Annotated in this window: 20 protein-coding genes and 1 other RNA gene; 10 read left to right on the top strand and 11 right to left on the bottom strand. The window is 50.4% G+C overall.

Annotation, left to right across the window (positions count from 1 at the left end; translation table 11 throughout):
• The first annotated feature begins 280 nt into the window (after positions 1-280).
• A complete protein-coding gene (locus A9165_RS12110) occupies positions 281-988 on the top strand; it encodes a site-specific DNA-methyltransferase (RefSeq protein ID WP_065956067.1) in 708 nt (235 codons plus the stop codon).
• Here A9165_RS12110 and A9165_RS12105 read toward each other — a convergent pair.
• The 4 genes from A9165_RS12105 to smpB all read right to left on the bottom strand — a co-directional run bounded on the left by A9165_RS12105 (position 963) and on the right by smpB (position 4,080).
• Positions 963-2,243: a DUF6575 domain-containing protein gene (locus tag A9165_RS12105; protein WP_065956066.1), complete on the bottom strand. Its 1,281-nt coding sequence runs from the start codon at positions 2,241-2,243 to the stop codon at positions 963-965. The two genes, A9165_RS12110 and A9165_RS12105, sit on opposite strands and share 26 nt — an antisense overlap.
• Positions 2,236-2,625 (bottom strand): hypothetical protein, encoded by a 390-nt coding sequence (locus A9165_RS12100; protein ID WP_141686161.1) that lies wholly within the window; start codon positions 2,623-2,625, stop codon positions 2,236-2,238. Before A9165_RS12100 ends, A9165_RS12105 begins: the two co-directional genes overlap by 8 nt.
• 463 nt (positions 2,626-3,088) lie before the next feature.
• Positions 3,089-3,448: a transfer-messenger RNA gene (ssrA, locus tag A9165_RS12095) on the bottom strand.
• Between the two features lie 152 nt (positions 3,449-3,600).
• Complete coding sequence (smpB, locus tag A9165_RS12090; protein ID WP_065956065.1) at positions 3,601-4,080, bottom strand: SsrA-binding protein SmpB; 480 nt, start codon at positions 4,078-4,080, stop codon at positions 3,601-3,603.
• Positions 4,081-4,187: 107 nt separating this feature from the next.
• On the opposite strand from smpB, the gene A9165_RS12085 reads away from it, so the two are divergent.
• Both A9165_RS12085 and A9165_RS12080 read left to right on the top strand, forming a co-directional pair.
• Positions 4,188-4,622, top strand: a complete 435-nt coding sequence (locus tag A9165_RS12085; RefSeq protein ID WP_008608839.1) for a type II toxin-antitoxin system RatA family toxin — start codon at positions 4,188-4,190, stop codon at positions 4,620-4,622.
• Positions 4,612-4,962 (top strand): RnfH family protein, encoded by a 351-nt coding sequence (locus tag A9165_RS12080; RefSeq protein WP_065956064.1) that lies wholly within the window; start codon positions 4,612-4,614, stop codon positions 4,960-4,962. The genes A9165_RS12085 and A9165_RS12080 overlap by 11 nt, the downstream gene beginning before the upstream one ends.
• 145 nt (positions 4,963-5,107) lie before the next feature.
• Here the strand turns inward: A9165_RS12080 and A9165_RS12075 are convergent, their stop codons facing one another.
• The 3 genes from A9165_RS12075 to nadK all read right to left on the bottom strand — a co-directional run bounded on the left by A9165_RS12075 (position 5,108) and on the right by nadK (position 8,250).
• The gene (locus A9165_RS12075; protein ID WP_008608836.1) at positions 5,108-5,464 is read right to left on the bottom strand and encodes an outer membrane protein assembly factor BamE; all 357 of its coding nucleotides are present in this window, start codon (positions 5,462-5,464) and stop codon (positions 5,108-5,110) included.
• Positions 5,465-5,614: 150 nt separating this feature from the next.
• Positions 5,615-7,288, bottom strand: a complete 1,674-nt coding sequence (gene recN, locus A9165_RS12070) for a DNA repair protein RecN (protein ID WP_065956063.1) — start codon at positions 7,286-7,288, stop codon at positions 5,615-5,617.
• Positions 7,289-7,368: 80 nt separating this feature from the next.
• Positions 7,369-8,250, bottom strand: a complete 882-nt coding sequence (gene nadK, locus A9165_RS12065) for an NAD(+) kinase (RefSeq protein WP_065956062.1) — start codon at positions 8,248-8,250, stop codon at positions 7,369-7,371.
• A 200-nt stretch (positions 8,251-8,450) separates the two neighbouring features.
• Here nadK and hrcA point away from each other — a divergent pair, with 200 nt between their 5' ends.
• Positions 8,451-9,470, top strand: a complete 1,020-nt coding sequence (gene hrcA, locus A9165_RS12060) for a heat-inducible transcriptional repressor HrcA (protein ID WP_065956061.1) — start codon at positions 8,451-8,453, stop codon at positions 9,468-9,470.
• A 40-nt stretch (positions 9,471-9,510) separates the two neighbouring features.
• A complete protein-coding gene (gene grpE / locus A9165_RS12055) occupies positions 9,511-10,083 on the top strand; it encodes a nucleotide exchange factor GrpE (protein ID WP_065956060.1) in 573 nt (190 codons plus the stop codon).
• Positions 10,084-10,143: 60 nt separating this feature from the next.
• Here grpE and A9165_RS12050 read toward each other — a convergent pair whose 3' ends face one another.
• The 4 genes from A9165_RS12050 to A9165_RS12035 all read right to left on the bottom strand — a co-directional run bounded on the left by A9165_RS12050 (position 10,144) and on the right by A9165_RS12035 (position 17,486).
• Positions 10,144-10,908: a rhamnogalacturonan acetylesterase gene (locus tag A9165_RS12050; RefSeq protein WP_065956059.1), complete on the bottom strand. Its 765-nt coding sequence runs from the start codon at positions 10,906-10,908 to the stop codon at positions 10,144-10,146.
• Positions 10,905-11,921 (bottom strand): pectinesterase family protein, encoded by a 1,017-nt coding sequence (locus A9165_RS12045; RefSeq protein ID WP_008608829.1) that lies wholly within the window; start codon positions 11,919-11,921, stop codon positions 10,905-10,907. Before A9165_RS12045 ends, A9165_RS12050 begins: the two co-directional genes overlap by 4 nt.
• Before the next feature lie 125 nt (positions 11,922-12,046).
• Positions 12,047-14,542, bottom strand: a complete 2,496-nt coding sequence (locus tag A9165_RS12040) for a glycoside hydrolase family 88 protein (protein ID WP_065956058.1) — start codon at positions 14,540-14,542, stop codon at positions 12,047-12,049.
• A gap of 139 nt (positions 14,543-14,681) precedes the next feature.
• Positions 14,682-17,486, bottom strand: a complete 2,805-nt coding sequence (locus tag A9165_RS12035) for a TonB-dependent receptor (protein ID WP_065956057.1) — start codon at positions 17,484-17,486, stop codon at positions 14,682-14,684.
• 437 nt (positions 17,487-17,923) lie between these two features.
• Here A9165_RS12035 and A9165_RS12030 point away from each other — a divergent pair, with 437 nt between their 5' ends.
• The 5 genes from A9165_RS12030 to A9165_RS12010 all read left to right on the top strand — a co-directional run bounded on the left by A9165_RS12030 (position 17,924) and on the right by A9165_RS12010 (position 22,470).
• Positions 17,924-18,682 (top strand): SDR family oxidoreductase, encoded by a 759-nt coding sequence (locus A9165_RS12030; protein WP_065956056.1) that lies wholly within the window; start codon positions 17,924-17,926, stop codon positions 18,680-18,682.
• A 56-nt stretch (positions 18,683-18,738) separates the two neighbouring features.
• Entirely contained in the window at positions 18,739-19,581 is an 843-nt protein-coding gene (gene kduI / locus A9165_RS12025; protein WP_065956055.1) for a 5-dehydro-4-deoxy-D-glucuronate isomerase, read from the top strand.
• Positions 19,582-19,662: 81 nt separating this feature from the next.
• Positions 19,663-20,682, top strand: a complete 1,020-nt coding sequence (locus tag A9165_RS12020; RefSeq protein WP_065956054.1) for a TRAP transporter substrate-binding protein — start codon at positions 19,663-19,665, stop codon at positions 20,680-20,682.
• Positions 20,675-21,175, top strand: coding sequence for a TRAP transporter small permease (locus A9165_RS12015; protein WP_008608820.1), 501 nt, complete (start codon positions 20,675-20,677; stop codon positions 21,173-21,175). Before A9165_RS12020 ends, A9165_RS12015 begins: the two co-directional genes overlap by 8 nt.
• Positions 21,175-22,470, top strand: coding sequence for a TRAP transporter large permease (locus A9165_RS12010; RefSeq protein WP_065956053.1), 1,296 nt, complete (start codon positions 21,175-21,177; stop codon positions 22,468-22,470). Before A9165_RS12015 ends, A9165_RS12010 begins: the two co-directional genes overlap by 1 nt.

Genomic DNA, 22,470 nt, shown 5'->3' with positions numbered 1-22,470 from the left:
CACAATTAGGATCAGCTATTTAGTTGGTAGAGCTGGCGGGAGTTGAGGTAAATTTATTTAGATCAATGCTTTGCGTGTTACGGTGCCATGTCGAGATCGTTAAGTTAGCAATCAAAATACAAAACCAAAATCGTCAAGGCAAGATATTTGTGCTCTTTGCTGTGATAAACGATTCCATAAAATCTCATTTAGTGTAAATACCTTATTTGTTGATGCATATTAGCGAAAATGATGTCAGAATAACTGTGTTTTTATACATATGGAATTGAGGTGGTAGAGAATGAAGTTTGAAGTAGCTTTTGACAATGATGTCAACATTGAACTCCATTGCGAAGATGCAGTTAAATTATTGAGACGAACTGAAAGTAATTCAATTGATTTAGTTATCACAGATCCTCCATATGAGTCGTTGGAGAAGCACAGAAAAATAGGCACGACTACTAGGCTAAAAGTTAGTAAAGCATCTAGTAACTCTTGGTTCGAAATATTTCCTAATGATAGATTTGAAGAGTTATTTACTGAGGTATACCGAGTATTAAAGAAGAATAGCCATTTTTATCTCTTCTGTGATCAAGAAACAGCTTTTATTGTAAAACCTATCGCGGAGAAAATTGGATTCAAATTCTGGAAACCAATTATTTGGGACAAAGTAACGATTGGTATGGGTTATCACTACAGAGCAAGATATGAATTTATTATGTTTTTTGAGAAAGGAAAAAGAAAGTTATCTAATCTTTCAATCCCAGATATTTTGGTAGAAAAAAGGATTATTAAAGGTTATCCGACAGAAAAGCCTACCAATCTTGCATCAATTTTAATTGAGCAAAGTAGTCATTCTGGTGAAACGGTATTAGATCCTTTTTGTGGCACAGGATTCGTTGGTGTCGCTGCAATGAAACTCAAACGAAACTTCATTGGCAATGACAACAACGAAGAAGCAATAAATCTGTGTATTAAAAGACTTATTGATTTACAAGGTGCTTCTTAAAGCTCTTTACCCATGATCTTAAAGTACTAGCTCGTCTTTTTGAGGTGCTTTCGCCTAAATTTTTACAATTATCAATTAAAAATTGAGTGGCTGTAGACTCATCAATCTCAATAAGGTTGCTGACAGATTGTTGAGCCATCCATATAGTTGCGCACTCAGTATTTTCGAACTGTCCTTTGATGATTTCTAGGAATACTTTTTCTGATTCGGCAATGGATGCTTTTAGTCCCAACGGGGTAAGGGCGCCATAGCTGTGTACAAGACCTAATAATTGACAAGCATCTCTGTAGTAACTTACTTGGCGTTTATCTAGTCCGAATGAATCAGCCGTTACTATACCTTCAGTATTAAGAATCACTAAAAAATTTTTGAGCGTATCTAGACTGTCTGCTTGTGGTACCATTGAGCTATCTAAATAATTAGACAATCGTGATGCAATCTCAGGGACTAAATTTTTGGCGTAACCATCTGTTAGGCTAAAAAGTGTATTTGTCGAAGATTCATCAATTAGTTCAATGTTTATCCCATGCTTTACTAAAGTATCAAGTAAATACTTTAGTTGTCTCTGGTCAATATCATAATTATCAATATCGTGTAAAAACTTACCCATATCCGACAGGCTGGAAAGTTTTTCAAACCCGCCGCACTGGGAGATAGAATCAAGTTCATCTATCTTCACTCGAAATACGAATGACCCATGGACTGCATCTTCAGAAAATATCTTCAAAGGAATTTGGAAGCTGTCGAGGTAGTTCTTACAAAAGGAGATAAACTGTTCGGTAGTTTTGTTGAGAATATCAGAAGCAATTGGCTTCTGAGAAGATTTAAAGAGCCTTATCTTGTGGGAGTGCTTTCTAGAACCATCAATATTAATATTTTCCGAAATGAAAACATCTTTATTTGGTAAAGCAAAAGCTATTCTTTTTTTGTCTAATGAGATAACCTCAGATTTATCTTCTTCTAAGTATTCCTTAAGAATAAATATATTGTCTCTATCTTTAGGTAGAATAGCATCGTATAAAGAAATGTTTTTCTGCTCTATTTGGTTAAGAAATTGTTCAGATATCGGATTGATGACCCATCTTTCAAATAAATCATCGTCATCTAGCCCTAAACTATAACAAAAAAACAGATGCCCAAATTCGTTTCGAGCTGAGAATGTTATAGGCTCTAAGTAATAGCTGTAGCTGTTGTAATAATACAGCGACCCAAAGTTAACAGTTTTTCTAAAAAGTAATTTTTCTGGCTTACGCATGTCTTACAAATCCTGTAGGGTAGCAGTTTTCGTAAAACCATACTGATACATGTCCCCTGCTATTGCTATGAGCATAACCTAGGTCAGGAGTTACCATCCCATTAGCCACAATTTTCTTTCTGAATTTTTCAGGGTTTGTTTCAATCAACTTCATGACTCTCATTTTATCACTGAAAAAAGAAGTTGCGTAGAACTCTGGATTATCGATATTTCTTTGAGCTAAGTTGCTTTGCTCCGGGTCTTTGAAACTGGGGAGGAAATCTGATTGATCAGCAGGAATCTTATTAACAAATCTAAATAGCTTAGCGTTGATTGGTGCCGCATGTTCAGGAGGAAGTACTAGATGTTTAGGGTTATCTGCAGGCCAAACCATTTTTGTCATTCCTTTAACTCCCTTAATACTATGTTCCATATTTGGGATATATTGTTAGGTTTTTGACTAGATTTCAAGAGATTATTTTAATAAGTTTCTACGGTAGCGAAGTTTATTGCTACTTCGAAATCAATCATTACTAGCATAGTTCGGTCCCTCCGCATTTGCGGTTCCTGCCTAACAATGCCAGTTGCTTTTTTATGCTGAACTACTAGCCCGTGAACACATGATGCTCGGCACCATATGTTTTTGAGCTGAATATCGAAACTGATCCGGTTAGCTCGTCGCAGAGGTTTTCTTGGTACTTTGCGAAAAAGTTGGCAGCAGAATGACATAAGTTGGCAACAGGATAACAATTCCCAGACGTGTTTAGTGTACTGTCGGCCAGTTAGTTCGCTGGAGTGCGTATAGATAAGCTTTTGTTTTTAAAGCAGGCAATAAAAAAGCGGCGCTAATGCGCCGCTTCTCTAGTTGGTGGAGCTGGCGGGAGTTGAACCCGCGTCCGAAAAACCTACATCGTCGGTACTACATGCTTAGCCAGTTATTTAGTTAACCCTATGAGCGCCAGCTGGCAGGCTATCGTCGGGCGAGTCCGATTGGTTTTAGCATCTTGGCTCCGGACAAAGCCGCCATGCGATCCTGTTAGGGGTGATCTTCCAGAGTCTCAGCTTACAGGCATGCGTGAGGGGAAGAGCTATCTACTGCTTATTAGGCAGCGATTGCGTAAGTTTCGTCGTTTGCGACTATTAAGTTGCGGCTTTTTTACGAGGCCTACCGCACCTCGGCATGCACCTTGGATTTCGTGAATCCCGTCGAATCCAGAATCAGCCCCGAATTCTGAGGTAAAGCACTTACACCCTAAGTCAGCGACTATTCTAGGGCCTTCGGCATAAAATAGCCAGAGACATTTGCCTAACCGCTGTTTTACTACTCACAACCTTAGATAAGGCTGCAATAAATAAGTTTCAAGCCCGCCGCGATAAGTTAGCGGCTGTGCTTCATCATGCGTTCTTTTTCGCGTGACCAGTCACGATCTTTAATATCGTCACGTTTATCGAAGCTCTTTTTACCGCGCGCTAAATGGAACTCCAGCTTTACCCAGCAGGCTTTCCAATACATCGCTGTCGCGACCAGGGTATAGCCATCACGCTCTTTTAAGCCGACCAGCTTACTCAGCTCGCGACGGTGCAGCAACAGTTTGCGGTTACGCTCCGGATCACAGACGACATGGCTGGACGCACTTTTTAACGGCTGGATTTGGGCGCCGAACAGGTAAGCCTGGCCGTCTTTTAACATCACATAGGCGTCCGACAGGTTAACCTTGCCATCGCGGATACTCTTGACTTCCCAACCTTGCAGGCTTAAACCGGCTTCGTAGCGATCTTCCAGAAAGTATTCGTGGCGGGCTTTGCGGTTCACCGCTATGGTGGTGTTTTGCTTTTTATTACTTTGCTTTTTACTCATAGTGCTCTTTATCAGCAACTGACAGCGTGCCAGCTTAGGCCGCGGTGCTGTTTTGATGCCCCGCGTTCTTCTGTTACAATTCATCCCCTGATGTAAGGGGAGTGAGTATGCCACAAATTGAGCGCAGTGCCTTGGTTTTTTACAGCGCGCAACAAATGTATGACCTGGTTAATGCGGTGCCGGATTATCCGCAATTTTTACCCGGCTGTACCAAAGCCACGGTGATCCGCCACACGGAACAGGAAATGGTGGCGAAACTGGAAGTTTCCAAGGCAGGCATTGGGCAAAGCTTTACTACCCGTAATATTTTACACCCGGTACAACGCATAGAAATGCAGCTGGTTGATGGGCCTTTTAAGCGCTTGCAGGGCGGCTGGCAATTTGTGCCGTTAAATGAGCAAGCCTGCAAGGTGATTTTGCAGCTGGAATTTGAATTTTCAAATAAGTTGGTGCAGTTTGCCTTTGGCAAGATATTTCAGGAGTTAACGGCTGCCATGGTCAATGCCTTTACCCAGAGAGCGAAGCAAGTTTATGGTGAATAACAGCGCAGGTGCCGCCATTTCCGATACCATTAGCGTTGAGGTGGCTTATGCCTTGCCGGAGCGGCAGGCCTTGTTAACCATCTCGGTGCCGGCCGATACCTGTGTTGAGCAGATTATCCGCCAATCTGGTATTTTGCAGCAGTTTCCGCAGATTAATCTGAGTGAACAAAAAGTGGGCGTCTGGAGCCGGCCGGTGAAACTAAGCGATAAAGTGCAAGACGGTGATCGGATTGAAATCTACCGGCCTTTGATTGCCGATCCGAAAGATTTGCGTCGGCGCCGTGCCGAAAAAGCCAAGGACGAGGGGCGGGCGAATAAAGTTACCGGCGGGCATTTATAAGATAAAAACGGTTTGGTATGCCATCCTACCGCAGGTTGGCCGCGACACTTGCAACAAAAATTACAATAAAAATCACAACAATAATGACCAAAATAAAAAAGCCGCGATAAAGCGGCTTTGTTGTATATCTTGCTAATTCGCTGTCTTAAATATCCAGCGGTTTATCAAAGTCCGGGTGCTTATCAAAGTCACCACTGATATTTACCAGCCGGTCATCTTTAAACTCCACCACCAGGCGCTTTTCAAAGTTATTGCCACGGCCGCCTTTCAGGGCATAAAAGTAATGCCAGGTATCGTGGTCAAAGGGGTTGGCTGCGACCGGATTACCCAGTACAAACACCACCTGCTCCTTGGTCATGGCAATACGGAGTTTATCAACGTCCTTTTGCTCTAAAAAGTTACCCTGCGGAATATCAATACGGTATACCCAGCTGCTACAGGCGCTCAGGCTAAGAGCCGCCGCCAGTAAGACGATTTTTACTACTGCTTTCATAGATACCATGTCATCAACCTAAGTGCCGTCATCATAACCCAGGATGCGTAAGCAAAAAACCTGTTTCTGAGTACGGTGCGGTAAAGTCGGGTTTCGTTACCAGGCTAAGCTGCTTACACACCTTTGGTGCTGTGCAGCTTAGCGCAGCAAAACTGCAGCTCAGACTGCTGGGGTACACAAAAGTTCCCGCGCATTGGCCAGCGCATTGGCACTGATATTCTCACCGGCCAGCAGACGGGCAATTTCCTGGATCCGCTCATCATCACTGAGCTGACGCATCCGGGTTTCGGTGGCGATACCATCGGTATATTTTTCCACAAATAACTGCTGATGGCCCTGGCTGGCTACTTGCGGCAGGTGGGTAACGCAAATAATCTGGGTACTTTGGCCGAGCTGGCGTAATAAGCGGCCGACGCCAGCAGCTACCGGGCCGCTGATTCCGACATCCACTTCATCGAAAATCAAGGTAGGGGTGGTGACTTTATCCGCTAGTATTACCTGTACTGCCAGGCTGATCCGCGATAATTCACCGCCGGAGGCGACTTTACTTAACGCTTGCAGTGGCTGGCCCGGGTTGGTCGATACCTCGAAACTGATCAGATCCAGGCCGTTGGCGCTGGCCTGCTCTAACGGCAAGGTCGAAACATTGATAGCAAAGCGGGCATTGGCCATGCTCAGTTCATGCATATTTTTGCTGATCAGCTCGCTTAGCTCTGAGGCAGCCTGCTGGCGGGCCGTTGTTAAAGCTGCCGCTGCCTGCTGATATTGGCGACTGGCTTGCTGGATAGCCAGTTCCAGTTCGGTCAGCCGCTGCTCTGAGCCGGTTAACTCTGCCAGTTCTGCCGCTAACTGTTGGTGCCGCTCTGCCAGTTGTTCATTAGCGATCTGATGCTTGCGGGCCAGATTTAGCCACTGCGCCAGTCGCTCGTCGATTTCAGCCAGCCGCTCCGGATCCAGTTCCACCTTATCGGCATAGCGGCGCAGTTCACGGCTGGCTTCTTCGGTTTGTAACAGCGCATCGCTTAGCATTTGCTGTACCCCTGCCAGTGTAGGGTCCAGTGCTTGCAACTGCTCCAGTTGGTAGCTTACCTGAGACAGCGCGCGGTAAATGCTTTGCTCATCATCATCGTACAGCTGCTGCAGGCATTGCTGGCTTTGCGACAGCAGAGTGTTACCGTGCGTCAGCCTGCTATGTTCGGCTTCCAAGCCGCTGAATTCATCAGCCTGCGGCGCAAACTGGTCCAATTCTGCTACCTGATATTCCAGTAACTGGCGCTGGGCATCACGCTGTTGCTGAGAATGCTGTAATGCCTGATGCTCTTGCTGCAACTGCTGCCAGTAGCGATAGCTTTGCCGGCATTGCTGCTGCAGCTCGCTGTTGGCGACATAGGCGTCCAGTAACTGACGCTGATAATCGGCCTTTAACAGCAGTTGATGCGCATGCTGGCCATGGATCGATAACAGGTACTGCCCCAGTTGCTTTAGCTGCTGCGCCGGCACCTGCACGCCATTAATATAGCCGCGGGAACGGCCTTCATTACTGACGACACGCCGGACAATACATTCGTTACCCATCAATAGGTCTTGTTGTTGCAGAAAGTCGCGCGCGGCGGGCAGGGTGGAGATATCAAAGGTGGCGACAATATCGGCTTTGTCGGCGCCGGGACGCACTACTGCGGCATCGGCCCGTTCGCCCAGGCACAGTGCCAGGGCGTCAATGGCAATGGATTTACCGGCTCCGGTTTCACCGGTGATGGTTGACATCCCGCCCGCCCAGTCAATTTCCAGCGCGCGAACTATGGCAAAATTACTGATATGAAGATGGCAGAGCATAAGGCACCTGATACTGTTTATAGTTACAGTGTAAATTTATACAGTAAAAGTGACTTTAGCAAGTCGGGCGCCGATTTTTTTTAGTACAACTTGCTGCCCCAGCCCAGTTTATTGCGCAGCACATGGTAATAGCTATAACCGGGCGGATGCACCAGCCGCAGCGGGTTAGGGTGTTTGCGGATGGTAATATCATCGCCTGGCATTACCGCCAGAATCACATGGCTGTCGCAACTGATTTGCAGATGTGCATCGTTAGTTTCAGCAACTTTCAGCCGGATTTCGCTATTTCCTGACACCACCAGTGGCCGACTACTTAGCGTATGCGGAAACATTGGCACCAGACTCATCGCATCCAGATCCGGGGTCAGAATGGGGCCGCCACCGGAAAGGGAATAAGCGGTTGAGCCGGTTGGCGTGCTGATAATCAGGCCGTCGGAGCGCTGGCTGTAGACAAATTCGTTATTAATATAGGCTTCGAATTCAATCATATGCGCCACCTTGTCGGCGTGTAGCACCGCTTCGTTTACGGCACTGTTACTGCTTTTAATACTGCCGTGACGATGGACGGCGATTTCCAGCAGGTTACGCTTTTCGGTAACAAAATTTCCGGCCAGCACCTCAGTTAACGGTTCGGCAAAGCTCTCCGGCGCCAAATCAGTTAAAAAACCAAGATTACCGCGGTTGACACCCAGTACTGCTACATCAAACCGCGCCAGCACCCGCGCTGCGCCCAGCATATTGCCATCTCCGCCGACCACTATTGCCAGATCGCAGGTTTTCCCCAGCGTCACCAGATCCAGCACTTCGGCCGCGGCGATGGGCAAGCTTTGCGCGACCCGCTCTTCAACATAGACGCTCAGGCCCTGTTGCTGCAAAAACTGATACAGGCTGAGCAGGGTTTGGTTGGCGCCGCTGTGGTGCGGTTTACCGATTAATCCTACTTTGCTAAAGGCAAGACTCATAAGGCTTCCATATTTAAAGACCAGAGTTAGAAGATCTGTGTTAAACGGCCATGCAAGCACCGGCCAGCGTGTTGCCTCTGCCCAGGCAGCGGCCAGACTGTTGGCTCAGTATAACGGCTGCTGGCTTTAGTGTCCTGAGCTGCTTGAAATTTTTTAGAAAGGCCCCATCATAGTTAGCAATATAAGGCAGGTGCAGGCGCATGACCGAAACATTAAGCAGAACCGAGCTGATTTTAAAACTGATCGTTGAGCAGTATCTGCTGGATGGTTTACCGGTATCCTCCAAAGCGATTGCTGAAAATAAGGCGTTGTCAGTCAGCTCGGCCACGGTGCGTAATACCATGGTGTTGCTGGAACAGCAGGGACTCATCCGCTCACCTCATACTTCAGCCGGCCGTATTCCTACCACCTCTGGTATCCGGTTATTTATCGATAAGATGCTGCAGCTGCAACCGCTAAGCGATAGTTGGGCCGCGGAGATTAAAAAGCGTTTGGTACCGCAGTTGCCGGTGTCGTTATTATGCCAGCAGGCCGGGCAATTACTGGCTAACCTGACCGGTTGTGTCGCCATTATCAGTGCGCCCAAAGCCAGTGGTCGTGAAGTGCGGCAAATTGATTTGGTGCGCCTGGCCAGCGATCGCCTGCTGTTGGTGGTAATAGACGAAGACGGCGATATTTTGCACCGGGTATTGCAATGTGAGCAAAGTATTGATTCTGCAACCTTAAGCAAGGTGTTGTGCCTGTTAAATGCGGCGTTGTCCGGTGGGCAGTGGCAGGATGGTATTGCTCGCCTGGGTAATTTATTACGCAGTGAAACGGGGCTGGCGCAGGCGCTGTTGCAAAAAGTATTAGGCCAGCTGAGTTTGGATGAATTTATGCAACATCAACCGCTGATTTTTGGTCAGCATCAGTTGTTACTGACACCAGACTATCAGCAAAACCCGGCTTTGCAGCAGGTGGTGCAAATGCTCGAGCATCCGGCCGGTTTAATGCAGCTGTTGGAGCTGGTTACTAATGATAACCAACCTAAACTGATTCTGGGTAAAGAGTCGGGCTTTGTCGAGCTGTCGCAGCTTAGTGTCATCGCGCAAAGCTATCAGCAACAGCCACACCGCTTTATTGCACTGCTTGGGCCGCGCCGGATGAATTATGCGCGCCTGGTGCCACTGGTGGAATCCTGCGCCGCCCAGTTAAATTTAAACTTGAATCGGCCAAATTGATCCCCATAATACCCCTACGCAAAATTGGAGTATTGTAACAATGACTGAGCAACACAAGCCTGCAGAAACCCCTGAAGAGCTGAACCAGACTACGGATAGCCATGCCGACACAGTGGAGCTGTCGTCTGAGCAAACCATTATTACCAAACTGGAAGAAGAACTGGCGAAAACCCAGAGTCAGCTGGCTGAGCAACATGATTTAATGCTGCGCATTAAAGCCGATGCCGATAACGCCCGCCGCCGCGCCGCGCAGGATGTAGAAAAGGCACATAAGTTCGCGCTGGAGAAGTTCGCCTCGGACTTATTGCCGGTATTGGATAACCTGGAGCGGGCGCTGAACTTTATCAACCGTGAAGATGAAGCGTTCAAAGGTGTCATTGAAGGTATTGAGCTGACGATGAAGAGTTTCCTGGATACGGTTGCAAAATACGGCGTGATCCAGCTGGATCCGGCCGGTCAGCCATTTAATCCGGAGCAACATCAGGCGATGACGATGCAGCCGACGGCGGATTTACCGCCGAATACGGTGACCTTTGTGATGCAAAAAGGCTATGAGTTAAATGGCCGCTTATTACGTCCGGCGATGGTTGGGGTGTCAAAAGCGCCGGATTAACCGCGTTTCATGGTTCCTGCCAAATTTTAGTTTGCAACGCCCGGTTAATGCCGGGCGTTTTTATAACAGTTCCCGATACACATAGCCTGCCAGCGGATGTTGCTGGCGCTTTAGCTCCCGTACAAAAAACTGCGCAATCTTAGCGGCACCCTGCAGCGTCAGATGAGTGTTATCTGTGGTGCCGGTCGGAAACTTGCTGTAAAGATCAGCCGGGATTTGAATGAAATACGGCTGGCTGCCGGCTGGGCCGGCATTCGCAATAAAATCACAGCTTAGCTGTTGTAAATCAAAAAAGCTCACGTCAAGTTCCGCTGCGACCTGCGCCGCGGCATACGCATAAGCCGTTAGATCTCGTACCAACAAGGCATCACTGTTAAAGTTGCGCCGGCAAATCGAACTTGCCAATAGCGGAATGGCGTTTTTGGCACGAATATCGGCCACAAACTGGCGTAAAAACGCCTGATAGTCGCTATCTGGCGCCGCATAGCGCGTCGGATCCGCAATTTTCTGGTCATTATGGCCAAACTGGATCAACACATAGTCGCCGGCACTCAGTTCGCTTAACAATAGTTGCCAGCGCCCCTCATTGATAAAGCGCCGGGTACTGCGGCCATTGGCGGCATGATTAATAATCGTTAGCTGCGACAGCATAAAGGCCGGTAGCAGCTCACCCCAACCGCGTTCCGGGTAGGCCGGGTTGATCTTAACCGACATCGTCGAGTCACCGACCAGATGCAGCCGCGCTGGTACCGGGTTGTTGGCGAAACTCTGGGAAGCGAACGACAGGCTTAGCAACAAACACAGGCAAAGGATTAGTCGATTCATGGTTGTTGTTCCATTAATTGATAAAGCCGTGCCAGCTCAGCCTCGGGATCCCAGCGACCGTCAAAGGTCCACTGTGCGGTGATCTGCGCCGCGCTAAGGTTAGCCGGATGCGTAGCCAGATTATCTGCCAGCCACGGATAGCGCGGTGCGCTGTCAGCGCTCTGGCTAAAGTAGTAGCGATCGCCCCATAAATTGGCCCGGTCACGTTCCGGTTGTTGCGGATAGGTGTGACGGAAGATTGGCCGGTCAGCCATATTCGGGCTGTAGCTGTTATTGATCAGATAAAACTGCGCATCGTAGTGGCGGCGGCCCAGCAAAAAGCCGGGTACACCATCGAACTGCGAATTGACCACCACCAGTTTTTGCGCTGGGTCCAGTTCACCGTCATGCCACAGGGTGGCATAGGCTTTCTGATTGTAAAAAGTGACGTTGTCAAAAAAAGCCCAGCCACGTGGGCACACCATATCGGTATGGCCTTCGATATAGCAGTTGCGGTGGTAGTACATGCCGTCGGTCTTATTCCACAAACTTAGGGTATCGGCACCGCCGGCAATAATGGCGCAGTCATCAGTAATAATCCGGCTGGCATGCTCAAAGCCACGGATCGCGAACTGATGTTCATGATCGCCGGTTAGTTCACCATAGCTGTTTTTAATCGTCAGGCCGAGCAGGGCAATGTCGCTGGCGCGGATATTTACCACGGCGCTGCCCCAGTCATCCGGATGGGACGCCAGCCAATTTGTGCGCAGTTCAGCATATTGAATGATGGTCTGAGTGCGGCCCTGACCAACCAGAGCCACCTTATCCCGTGTCAGGTACAGCTTTTCCTGATAGATACCCGGCTTAATCTGAATAATTGCCTGCTCAGCAGTGGCCGGCAGGCTATCCAGTGCCGCCTGAATAGTTTGAAACTGCGCGCTGCCATCCTGTGCGACGCTTAAGCGCAACACATTGCTGGCTAGTGTCATGTTTGGTAGCAAAAGAAAAATCAAAGCCAATAAGACGTTATGCATAAAAGTCTCCCGAACAAGCACTGTTAAAAAAAGAGCCGGCAGTTGCCGGCTCAAACCACAGGAGAGGGAGAAGTCCTCTCGTACTCCAGGGCCAGCGTTAACTGCACCCTGCTGCCAGGCAGTTGTTACTGGTTAACCGGGTAGCCCAGAAGTTTTGCCATTTCGACTGCCGCCATAATAAAGGGGCCGTTGGCCTTAGCGTCGTTACGGAAGACCGGCTCGCTCATATAGTAGTGGTAGCTGCCATCGCGGCCAAAGCCCAGACCCGCCACCTGCACCGTATTAACCAAGCTGACTAAACCATCCGGATGCACCAGCATAAATTCGCGCACTAACCCCTGATAGGCTTTCAGCGCTGTGGCTTTATAGCTCGGTGGCAGATAGCCGTTGTTTATCGCTTTAGCATAGAAATAGGTAAACATGGCGCTAGCGGATGACTCCAGGTAGTTGCCTGTTGCCTCGGGCCGATCCAGAATTTGATACCAGACGCCACTGTCATGCTGAAAGCGTGGTAAGGCTTCCGCCAGCTCAGTAATCATCTGCAGCAGTGGTGCCCGCAGCTCGGTTTGTTCGGCCGGGATATAATCCAGCACATCAACCAGCGCCATACTGAGCCAACCCAGGCCGCGGCCCCAGAAATGCGGCGACAAACCGGTTTCAGGGTTAGCCCAGACCTGCTGTTTCGCTTCATCCCAGGCATGGTAGTACAGGCCGGTATTGGCATCGCGCAGTAATTCACGGGTTAGCTTAAATTCTTTAACGACTTCCGGCAGGCCCTGGCCTTGCTCAAACTCTGTGGTGTAAAAGGCGTAGAATGGCATGCCCATATAGACGCCATCCAGCCACAGCTGATGCGGATAAATTTGTTTGTGCCAGAAGGCGCCATCCTGAGTGCGCGGATGCTCGGCGACCTGACGACGCAGCAGTGCCAGCGCCTTGCGCGCCGGCTCGTTCGGCTGGCGCAGATAATCGCGCAGCAGCATATTGCCGGTATTCAGGCTGTCGATATTGTATTTTTTAATGCTGTAAGTGCGGATATCTCCCTCAGGTGTCACAAAGGAGTTTACAACGTCGCTTATCACCTGTTGCCATTCGGCGTTAGGTTTAAGCTGCAGTAAATCATCATAGGCTTGCAGCAACAGACCAGTGGTGTATTCAAAGGTTGCCGGACGTTGACGCTCATAATCCCAGCCGCCGTAAGCGTAGTAGGGAGTTTGCCGTACCATCTCACTTTTGGCCAGTAGCTCTCCCCAATACAGTGCGTGCTCAGCAGTGAGTGGCTGCTGCAGTTTCGCGGCAGTGGCGGCGGTATGCAGGCGCTGCCGTGGAGTCAAGGTCAGTTGTTCGGCTTGTTGCTCAAGGTAGGCAATAAATTCCGCTTCGGTTTTGATGCCGTCTGCTTCACCATCCCAGGCGGCTAAAAAGTAGTATTCCAGCTGGTTGCCAGCCGGTTTCATCACGCTGACATGGCTATGCTCGTCTTCGGTTTGTGCCGTGCGCTGGCCGCGTTTAAACAGCAGTGCCATCCCAAGTTTGCTATCAGGGGCCGATAAACTCTGATTCCCCCAGGTCGCGACATAGGTCCAGGCGTGACCGGTGATCTCCACTTCGCCCTGAATCAGTTTGGTATCCGGTAGTTTTGCCAGACCAATGGCAAGATTATCCAGTGGCTCAGACAGTTGTAACCGGGTATTGACCAGCCGGCTGCCGGCAGTCATCGACAGATCAGCGGTTAAAGTGACGGTTTTGCCGGCAATTTGCCAATCCTGATAGGTTATCTGTAATGCGGAGTAGAGCGGGCCATTTTCAATCACTTTGGCGGTATGCTGGCCAACCCTGGACACACGCTCAACTTTCTGACCATCCCAGTAACCATAACCACCGGCGCCCAGTGATTGTCCGACTTTTAGCAGATCCATACCCCAGTCGGCCATTTCATGGTACGACTGATAGCCATCCTGGCCGACATCCTGCAACACCAGCTGTGGTTTGGTTTTACCAAAGACATCAAAGCCATTACGCCAGTCCAGATAAATCCGATAGCCGACCTGATCTGATTCGATACCAGGGCCTTCATAACGGATCCACTCCGAGTGATCGGTATATTGTGGCGGCGGTGTCAGTTGCTGCACGTTCTGAAAGGTGCCGCCAATATATTTGGCACCTTGCCATTCGCCACCGACTTTATGCGAAATTTCGGCCTGAGTTCTCGCCGGCAGCTTTAGAGCTGCCAGGGCGGCAGCATCATGTTCAATGTGTAGTTGCAGTTGTTCGGCTGGCTGAAAATCCAAGGCTAAAAACAGCGTATCGCGCGTACCGTCACCGCTGCGATCCAGATGCTGCAGTGGTACCAACTGGCCGGCACGACGGGCAACCAGATCCTGCGCCTGCTGAGCGGTTAAGCCCAGATCATAGTAACTCAGGTAAACCGGCTGTTGGCTGCGGACAAAGTCAGACGGATTGGCAATCAGTAACTTGGCTGCCACCGGCATAGTGGTTATAGTTGACGGCTTAGCAGTGGTTTGGTTTGCGGCAGGCGGATTGGCGGGTTGACCGCAGGCTGCCAGTAGTAAGCTGCTAAGCGTAACAAGAGGAAGAGTTTGCAGAAGACGCTTGTTCACGATAGTTACCCTGTTAAATAGAATTGGCACTTGCCTGTGAGTTATTCGGGCCTTCCGTGGCACGCGAAACATGCTGCGCCTGATTCAGGGGCAGACAGCACTTAAGCGGCAGTGCGCCGCTTAAGTGTCAGAGGGGTGCTTAAAACTTATATTGCGCACCCAGGTAGTACTGCCGGCCGGTAGCATGGTAGTAAGTTAAACGGTTGCCGCTGGAATCAACCCACTGATCGTCCACTTCATTGGTCAGGTTCAGTGCTTCAAACGTCAGCTTCCAGTTATCGTTTAACTGATACGACATGGCAGCATCAATGTTACGGGTGGCATTGGTGCCTTCCATATCATTGTTATCGCGGCCGATGGCGTTGGTCAGGTAACGCGCACGGTCTGCCAGTGACACCCGGGCGGAGAATTTTTCGTCCTCGTAGTACAAGGTGGCACTACGGGTATTCTCGGATAACCCCTGCAGGTCACGGGTGGCCAGCACGACGCCGGTATTGTTAATGTAGTCCATCTGGGCTTTAACATAGGTATAGTTACCGATAAAGCCGAAACGGTTCCAGAACTCCGGCAGGAAGCTAAACGGCATCTGGTACTGCACTTCAAAGCCATACAGATTACCGCCCGGGCCATTTAATGGCGTATTGGTTTGCCACTCTACGTTCTCAGTACAACCTGTGGCCTCGCCATAGCCGGGACCGGCATTACAGGCGTCAATGGCGGCCTGGATCGGTAAACCGGTTTCGGTAAACAGCTTGGTCTCGCGCAGACCTTGTACATAGCTGTCGATATCCTTGCGGAATACGGCCACGCCTAATAAGGACTCATTATCAAAGTACAGCTCTAAACCTAAGTCATAGGTTTTGGCTTTGGTCGGCTCCAGCGTTGGGTTACCGCCGCTTATGGAACGGGCGCCACCCGATACGGATACTGAGACGTTAGGTCGGATGCTACCGAGACCAGCCCGGGCCATCACTTCGGCATAACCAAAGCGGATAATCACATCATCCATGGGTTCAAACACCAGGTTCAATGACGGCAGGAACTCGTTATAGTCATGCTTGGCGGTAATCAGCTGCTCAGTTCCACCCAGAGTCGCCCAGGCAGTGGAAGACTGATCGGTTTTTACAAAGCGGCCACCAATATCACCGCGGAAGCCGGTATCACCCAGTTCGGTATCAAAGGCCAGTTGTACATAGGCACCCAGCGTTTTCTCTTCAGCAGAGTAGTTATCGACGCGGCGGAAATCACGGCTCACGGTAAAGGCACCGGTATTGCTGTAGATATTGTAGCGGGCATCAATAGCCGCTAAATCCGGCACCAGCCAGCTGCCGTAAGGACCCACAGCCGCGCCATACTGGCGGATCAGATCCGGGCTCATCACCACGCCAGCGGCGTTTTCACTTTGCCGGCGTGCTTCGTGGGTTTCGAATTCAAACTTTTTATAGTGCAAACCACTGCGTAAGGTCAGGATATCGTTCAGCACATACTCAACGTTAAAAGCAGCACTATCAAAGGTATTTTCTGCGCCCAGTGGCCGTAAACGCACGCTGTTAGTAGTCCAGCCGTTCGGGTCGAATACGCCGGCACCGAATAGCAGTTCAGGATTCTGCCGCTTGCCGCCACGGTAATCGTAACTGAAGGTCTGGCCGGCCTTTTCCATTACCACTGTGGTTTGGATCGGGTTATCGAACTCAGAGGTAGCGCGACCGATCATACCGTCAATTTTCAGGTTATCGGTTAACTGATGTTGGCCACTGAGCGTGATTTGCAGGAACTCGGTCGACAGTTCGTCATAACGCAGTTCGTTGCGGATCAGCGCGTTTTCAAAAGAGGCGTAGGTGACAGTATTGGTACCGTCGATTTCGTAATCCAGTACGTTCATACCGCCGGTAATGCCGCTGGCCGGGTTGGTCAGGGCGGCCCGGTTAGCACCGGCATTCAGAATGCCTTGCATAAAGGCTTCCTGACGGGTTGAATCGTCTTTGGAGTACAGCACATCCAGATTAAAGCGGGTTTCGAGGCTTGGACGGTATTCCAGTGCGGTAGCAATACCGGTACGTTTCACATTATGGACATAAGAATCGTAACGTGGCAGACGTGGCCGGAAGGCATTATTGATGGCCTGCAGCTCAGGTGCATTGGCATCACCACGGTAAGTGCCAAAGTCATTGACGTTGTTCCAGCGCACGGTAGAAGCGCCTTCATCCAGAATATTACGCTCGGAGAAGGCCGCTGAAATCAGATAGCCAAAGGTGCCATCGTCGTTAATATTGCTAAACAGGAAGGAGCCTTTCGGATCCACTTCTTCTGACTTATCGTTATAGCCGGCCTGAAGATTGGCCGCAAAGGTCATGCCATCATAATCGAAGGGGCGGGCAGTACGCATATCGACAGTCGCACCCAATGAGCCTTCTTCAATATTGGCCGATGCCGTTTTGCGTACCGTCAGTTCGTTAAACAAGTCTGAGGAGAAGGTATTAAAGTCGAAGCCACGGCCGCGGTTAGCGCCGCCAATCTGGTCAGTACCACCACTGGTGGATTGTGCTTCCATACCGTTGATCCGAACCCGGGTAAAATCCGGGCCCAGACCACGTACTGAGATCTGGCGGCCTTCACCGGCTACCCGGCTAATGGCTACCCCCGGAATACGCTGCAGCGATTCGGCCAGGTTCAGATCCGGGAAATCAGCGATATCTTCTGCCTTGATGGTGTCAGTGGCACCGGTTTCAAAGCGCTTCTGGTTTAGGGCATTGGCCAGACTGCCACGGAAGCTACCGACAACGGAAATCACTTCAATTTGTTCTTCCGCTTTTTGCTGTTCGGTCTGTTCAGCCTGTTCAGTTTGCTGTGCCAGCGCCTGAGCACTGAATAAGGTTGCCAGACCGGCCAGGGTTAATGCCCGGCAGACTTTACTGGGGCGAAAGGGTGTTCTGCTGTTTACCATCTTGTTCACCTTGTCCTGAGTGTTTATCTGTTGCCAGCTTAACTGGCTATTCTCGTCTTTGTCAGGAACCTATACCCTTTATCCTGGCGCAGGCTGCGGTCTAAGCTGCCTGTAGCGTCATGGTGAGTATATTGCTCCCCTGTTGATAATTCGGCGACTGTTAAAGCATAGTTGTCTTGTCTACCGGTGGCAAAAAAAGCTTGCAATTTTATGCCACCGATGGCAAAAAGCTAACACCAAGCAGTAAATCCTGTCAATTAATGATGCAAATTAAATCAGTTTTCGACAGGATTTTTTCGTAGAAGTGCAGTTTAACTTAATGAATTTATTATATTTGTCAGGTTTTTGAAAATTCAGGTTGTTCCATATTTGAACATTATTCCTGACGATAGCACCGCGGATGTCGCAGCGACAAACCGACAAAATAGGAGTGACAGATGACAAACTTATTTACCCTGAGCGGCCAAACGGCGCTGGTCACCGGTGCCAGCCGGGGGTTAGGCCTGGCGATTGCTAAGGCGCTGGCTGCAGCGGGGGCCAAAGTGCTGTGCGCCTGTTCCAACAGCGGTGGCGCAGCAGCAACGGTTGATGCCATTCTGGCCAGTGGCGGCCAGGCACAGGAGTTGGTGGCGGATCTGAGTAACGAACAGGCCGTCCGGGATCTGGCTGCCGCTGCGCTGGCAGCAGGGCCGGTGCAGATCCTGGTGAACTGTGGTGGCACCATTTTCCGGGCTCCGGCACATGAGTTTCCGATGAGCGAGTGGCATAAGGTGATCGCAGTCAATCTGGATGCGGCCTTCTTATTGTCGCAATTGCTCGGCGCCGAGATGATCAAACGCCAGAGCGGTAAGATTATTAATATCGCCTCGATGCTTTCCTACAGTGGTGGCATCACGGTACCGGCCTATACTGCCAGTAAACATGCGATTGCCGGAGTCACCAAAGCGCTGGCCAATGAGTGGGCGCAGCATAATATTCAGGTTAATGCGATAGCCCCGGGCTATTTTCGCACCGATAACACCGCCGCTTTACAGGCCGATGCACAGCGCAATGCCGCTATTTTGGGGCGGATCCCGGCCGGACGCTGGGGTGAGCCGGAAGATTTAGCCGGTGCCGCCGTATTTTTGGCGAGCGCGGCCAGCGATTATGTGAATGGCCATGTGCTGGCCGTCGATGGCGGCTGGCTGGCGCGCTAAAGCGCTAAATCACGAGACAGCCAGAGCGCAGCAACCCATTAAACAGAGGACTAATGATGAGCGTAATTTTTGAAAGCCGTTATCCAACCCACCCGGATGATGTAAAGCGTTACGATACCGAGCAGCTACGGCAGCATTTTCTGGTCGATAATCTGATGCAGCCTGACCAGCTGGTACTTTGCTATACCCATTACGAGCGGGTAATTGTCGGTAGTGCGGTGCCGGTGGCCGGTCCGGTACAACTTGAGACGGTAGCAGCGTTAAAAGCCGAGTATTTTTTACAGCGCCGCGAGCTGGGCATTATTAACGTCGGTGGCAGTGGCGTGGTTGAAGTTGATGGCCAGCGTTATCCGCTGCAAAACAAAGAAGCACTTTATGTTGGTATGGGCGCACGGCAGGTTAGTTTTTATAGCGACAACGCCGTTACCCCGGCCAGGTTTTATCTGAATTCGGCGCCGGCACATCACAGCTATCCGACTAAGCATTTGACCATGGATAAGTGTACTGTGCTGCAAATGGGGGCCCAGGCGACATCGAATGAACGCGCGATCCACCAGTTAATGATTAATGATGTGGTAGAGACCTGTCAGCTGCAAATGGGTCTGACGGTATTAAAACCCGGCAGTGTCTGGAATACCATGCCGGCACACCAGCATGACCGCCGGATGGAAGCCTACTTTTACTTTGATTTAGCACCGGAGCAGGGTGTTTGCCACTTTATGGGCCAGCCGCAGCAAACCCGGCATATTTGGGTCGCTAATGAGCAGGCGGTGGTGTCGCCAGCCTGGTCGATTCACAGCGGCTGTGGTACCTGCAACTATGCCTTTATCTGGGGTATGGCCGGTGAAAATCTGGATTATCACGATATGGATAAGTTTCCAGCCAGCGCCATGCGCTAACGGCAGCAGCCAACGTCAGGCCGGCACAGACCGGCCGACCGGCTACCACAGTAGCCAACATATGATTAACAGGGTAACAGTATGAAGAAACGAACACAGCAAAGCCGGATGCGCTGGTTGCTGGCGGCAGCGGCCAGTTTGCTGCTAAGCGCCTGTCAGCCAGAGCAGGAGGTTAAGGTGCTGAGGCTGGCGCATACGCTGGATCAGGAGCATGTGGTGCATAAAGCCATGGCACTGATGGGCGAGCGGCTGGCAGAATACTCCGGCGGCAGTATGCGGATTGAGATCTACAGTGGTGGTCAGCTCGGTAACGAGCGGGAGCTGGTTGAGTTGCTGCAGATCGGCAGTCTGGCGATGACCAAGGTGTCGGCCAGCCCGCTGGAAGGCTTTGTGCCGGCGATGCAGGTGTTCAGTGTGCCCTATATTTTTGACGATAACGCGCATTTCTGGCGGGTATTGGAAAGCGAGGTCGGTCAGGGCTTGCTGCAGGAGATCCAGGTTGCCCGTCTGTATGGCCTGGGTTATTACGATGCCGGCAGCCGCAGTTTTTATTCCAGTAATACCCGTATCGATAGCCCGGCCGATTTACGCGGCAAAAAATTCCGGGTGCTTAACAGTCAAACCGCAGTGCGGATGGTGGAAGCACTGGGCGGCGCCGCTACCCCGATTGACTGGGGTGAGCTTTACACTGCCATCCAACAGGGGGTGGTGGACGGCGCCGAGAATAACCCGCCCAGTTTCTATTTATCCCGCCACTATGAGCTGAGTAAATACTTCTCGCTGGATGAACACACCGCGGTACCGGATGTGCTGATTATGAGCCTGCATGTCTGGCAGGATCTGACGCCAGAGCAGCGGCAATGGGTGCAGCAGGCCGCTAATGATTCAATTGTCTATCAGCGTGCTGCCTGGCAGCAAGCCTCGGAAGACGCACTTAATGCCGTTAAAGCCGCAGGGGTGACGGTTATTTACCCGGATAAAGCTCCCTTCCGTCAGGCGGTTGCGCCCTTCTATCAGCAAATGCTGCAAACCCGTATCGGCCCCTTGCTTCAGCAAATTGCGGCCATGCGTGAGGTTAGCCCGGAGGTAAAGGATGACTAAATTATTGTTCTGGGTTGATACGGTGCTGAAGTGGTTTCTGGCGCTGCTGATGCTCAGCATTGTACTGGTAGTAAGCTGGCAGGTGGTATCGCGTTATCTGCTGCAAAGCCCAAGCTCGGTCACCGAAGAATTGTCGCGTTGCTTGCTGATTTGGATTGGCATGATTGGCGCAGCACTGGCCTATCGTACCGGCGTACATCTGGGGCTGGATATTGTTACCCGGCGCTTTGACGCTGAGTTACAGCGGCGGTTGAATATGTTGCTGACCAGTGCCGTAGTGCTATTTGCGCTGGCGGTGATGGTGGTGGGTGGCGGTAATCTGATGGCGCTGACCTTTGAGTTAAATCAGATGTCAGCAGCACTGGGAATTAAGATGGCCTATATCTACAGCGTGATCCCGCTATCAGGCTTACTTATCGCGTTTTATGGCTGTTGCCAGCTGTATCATCTGGCGCTGCGACAGCCAATGCCACAAGTCGAGGGGCTGCACTAATGGAAATCTCAATTCTGGTTCTGTTGCTGGTCTTTTTCTCACTGCTACTGCTCAATGTCCCTATTTCGTTCTGTATCGGGTTGGCAACGCTGGCCACCATGTTGATCAGTATCGACTTTATGCCGGCGGTCACGACGATGGCGCAGCGAATGGCCGGTGGGATTAACAGCTTTGCGTTACTGGCGATCCCGTTTTTTATTTTGTCCGGTTTGATTATGGGGCGCGGCGGCATTGCCAAGCGGCTGATTGAATGCGCCATGGCACTGATCGGCATGTTGCCGGGCGGCCTGGCACTGGTTAATGTGGTGTCCTGTATGTTCTTTGGTGCCATCTCCGGCTCGGCGGTAGCCGCCACTTCGGCGATCGGCAGCTTTATGCTGCCAGAGATGAAAAAGCAGGGTTATGACGTTAACTTCAGTGCCGCTGTAACCGCCTCTGCGGCAACCACCGGCATGTTAATTCCACCGAGCAATATTCTGATTGTCTATGCCATTGCCAGTGGCGGGGTATCGATTGCCGCGCTCTTTGTGGCCGGCTATTTACCCGGCATTTTGCTCGGCGTGTCGCTGATGCTGGTATGTGCCGGCTATGCGAAGTTAAAAGGATATCCCGTTGGTGCTCGTTTGCCGTTAAAGCTGGTGTTGCCGAAGGTCGCTGCCGCATTACCCAGTTTATTCATGATTTTTCTGGTGATTGGCGGCATTATCGGCGGCATTTTTACCGCAACGGAAGCGGGCGCTATCGCCGTCATTTACTCACTGGTATTGGCAGTGGGTATTTATCGTGAAGTGAAAGTCAGCGAATTATCGGGGATTTTAATGAAGTCCGCTGAGACGACGGCCATTGTATTGGCATTAATCGCGACGTCTTCAGCGATGTCATGGATCCTGTCCTATGAACAGATCCCGCAGACTATCAGTGCGGCAATGCTCACTATCAGCGAGAATCCTTTACTGATTTTGCTGATGATTAATTTGATTTTGCTGATCGTTGGCGCGTTTATGGATATGACGCCAGCGGTGTTGATTTTTACGCCAATCTTCTTACCGGTGGCGGTTGAGCTGGGTATGAGCCCGCTGCACTTTGGCATTATGATGGTGTTGAATCTGTCGATTGGTCTGGTATCGCCACCAGTTGGTAGCGTACTCTTTGTCAGCTGTGCCATTGCCAAAACCCGGATTGAAGAAATTATCCGGCCGATGTTGCCGCTATATCTGGCGATGTTTGTGGTACTGATGCTGGTAACCTACATTCCGGCAATCAGCGAGTTTTTACCGGCCCTGCTTGGGTTGTAA

Origin of the sequence: Alishewanella sp. HH-ZS (genome assembly GCF_001704375.1) — a bacterium.
GTDB classification, from domain to species: domain Bacteria; phylum Pseudomonadota; class Gammaproteobacteria; order Enterobacterales; family Alteromonadaceae; genus Alishewanella; species Alishewanella aestuarii.
Note: the sequence above shows the minus strand (reverse complement) of the source record. Positions and strands in the feature narration are given on the sequence as shown.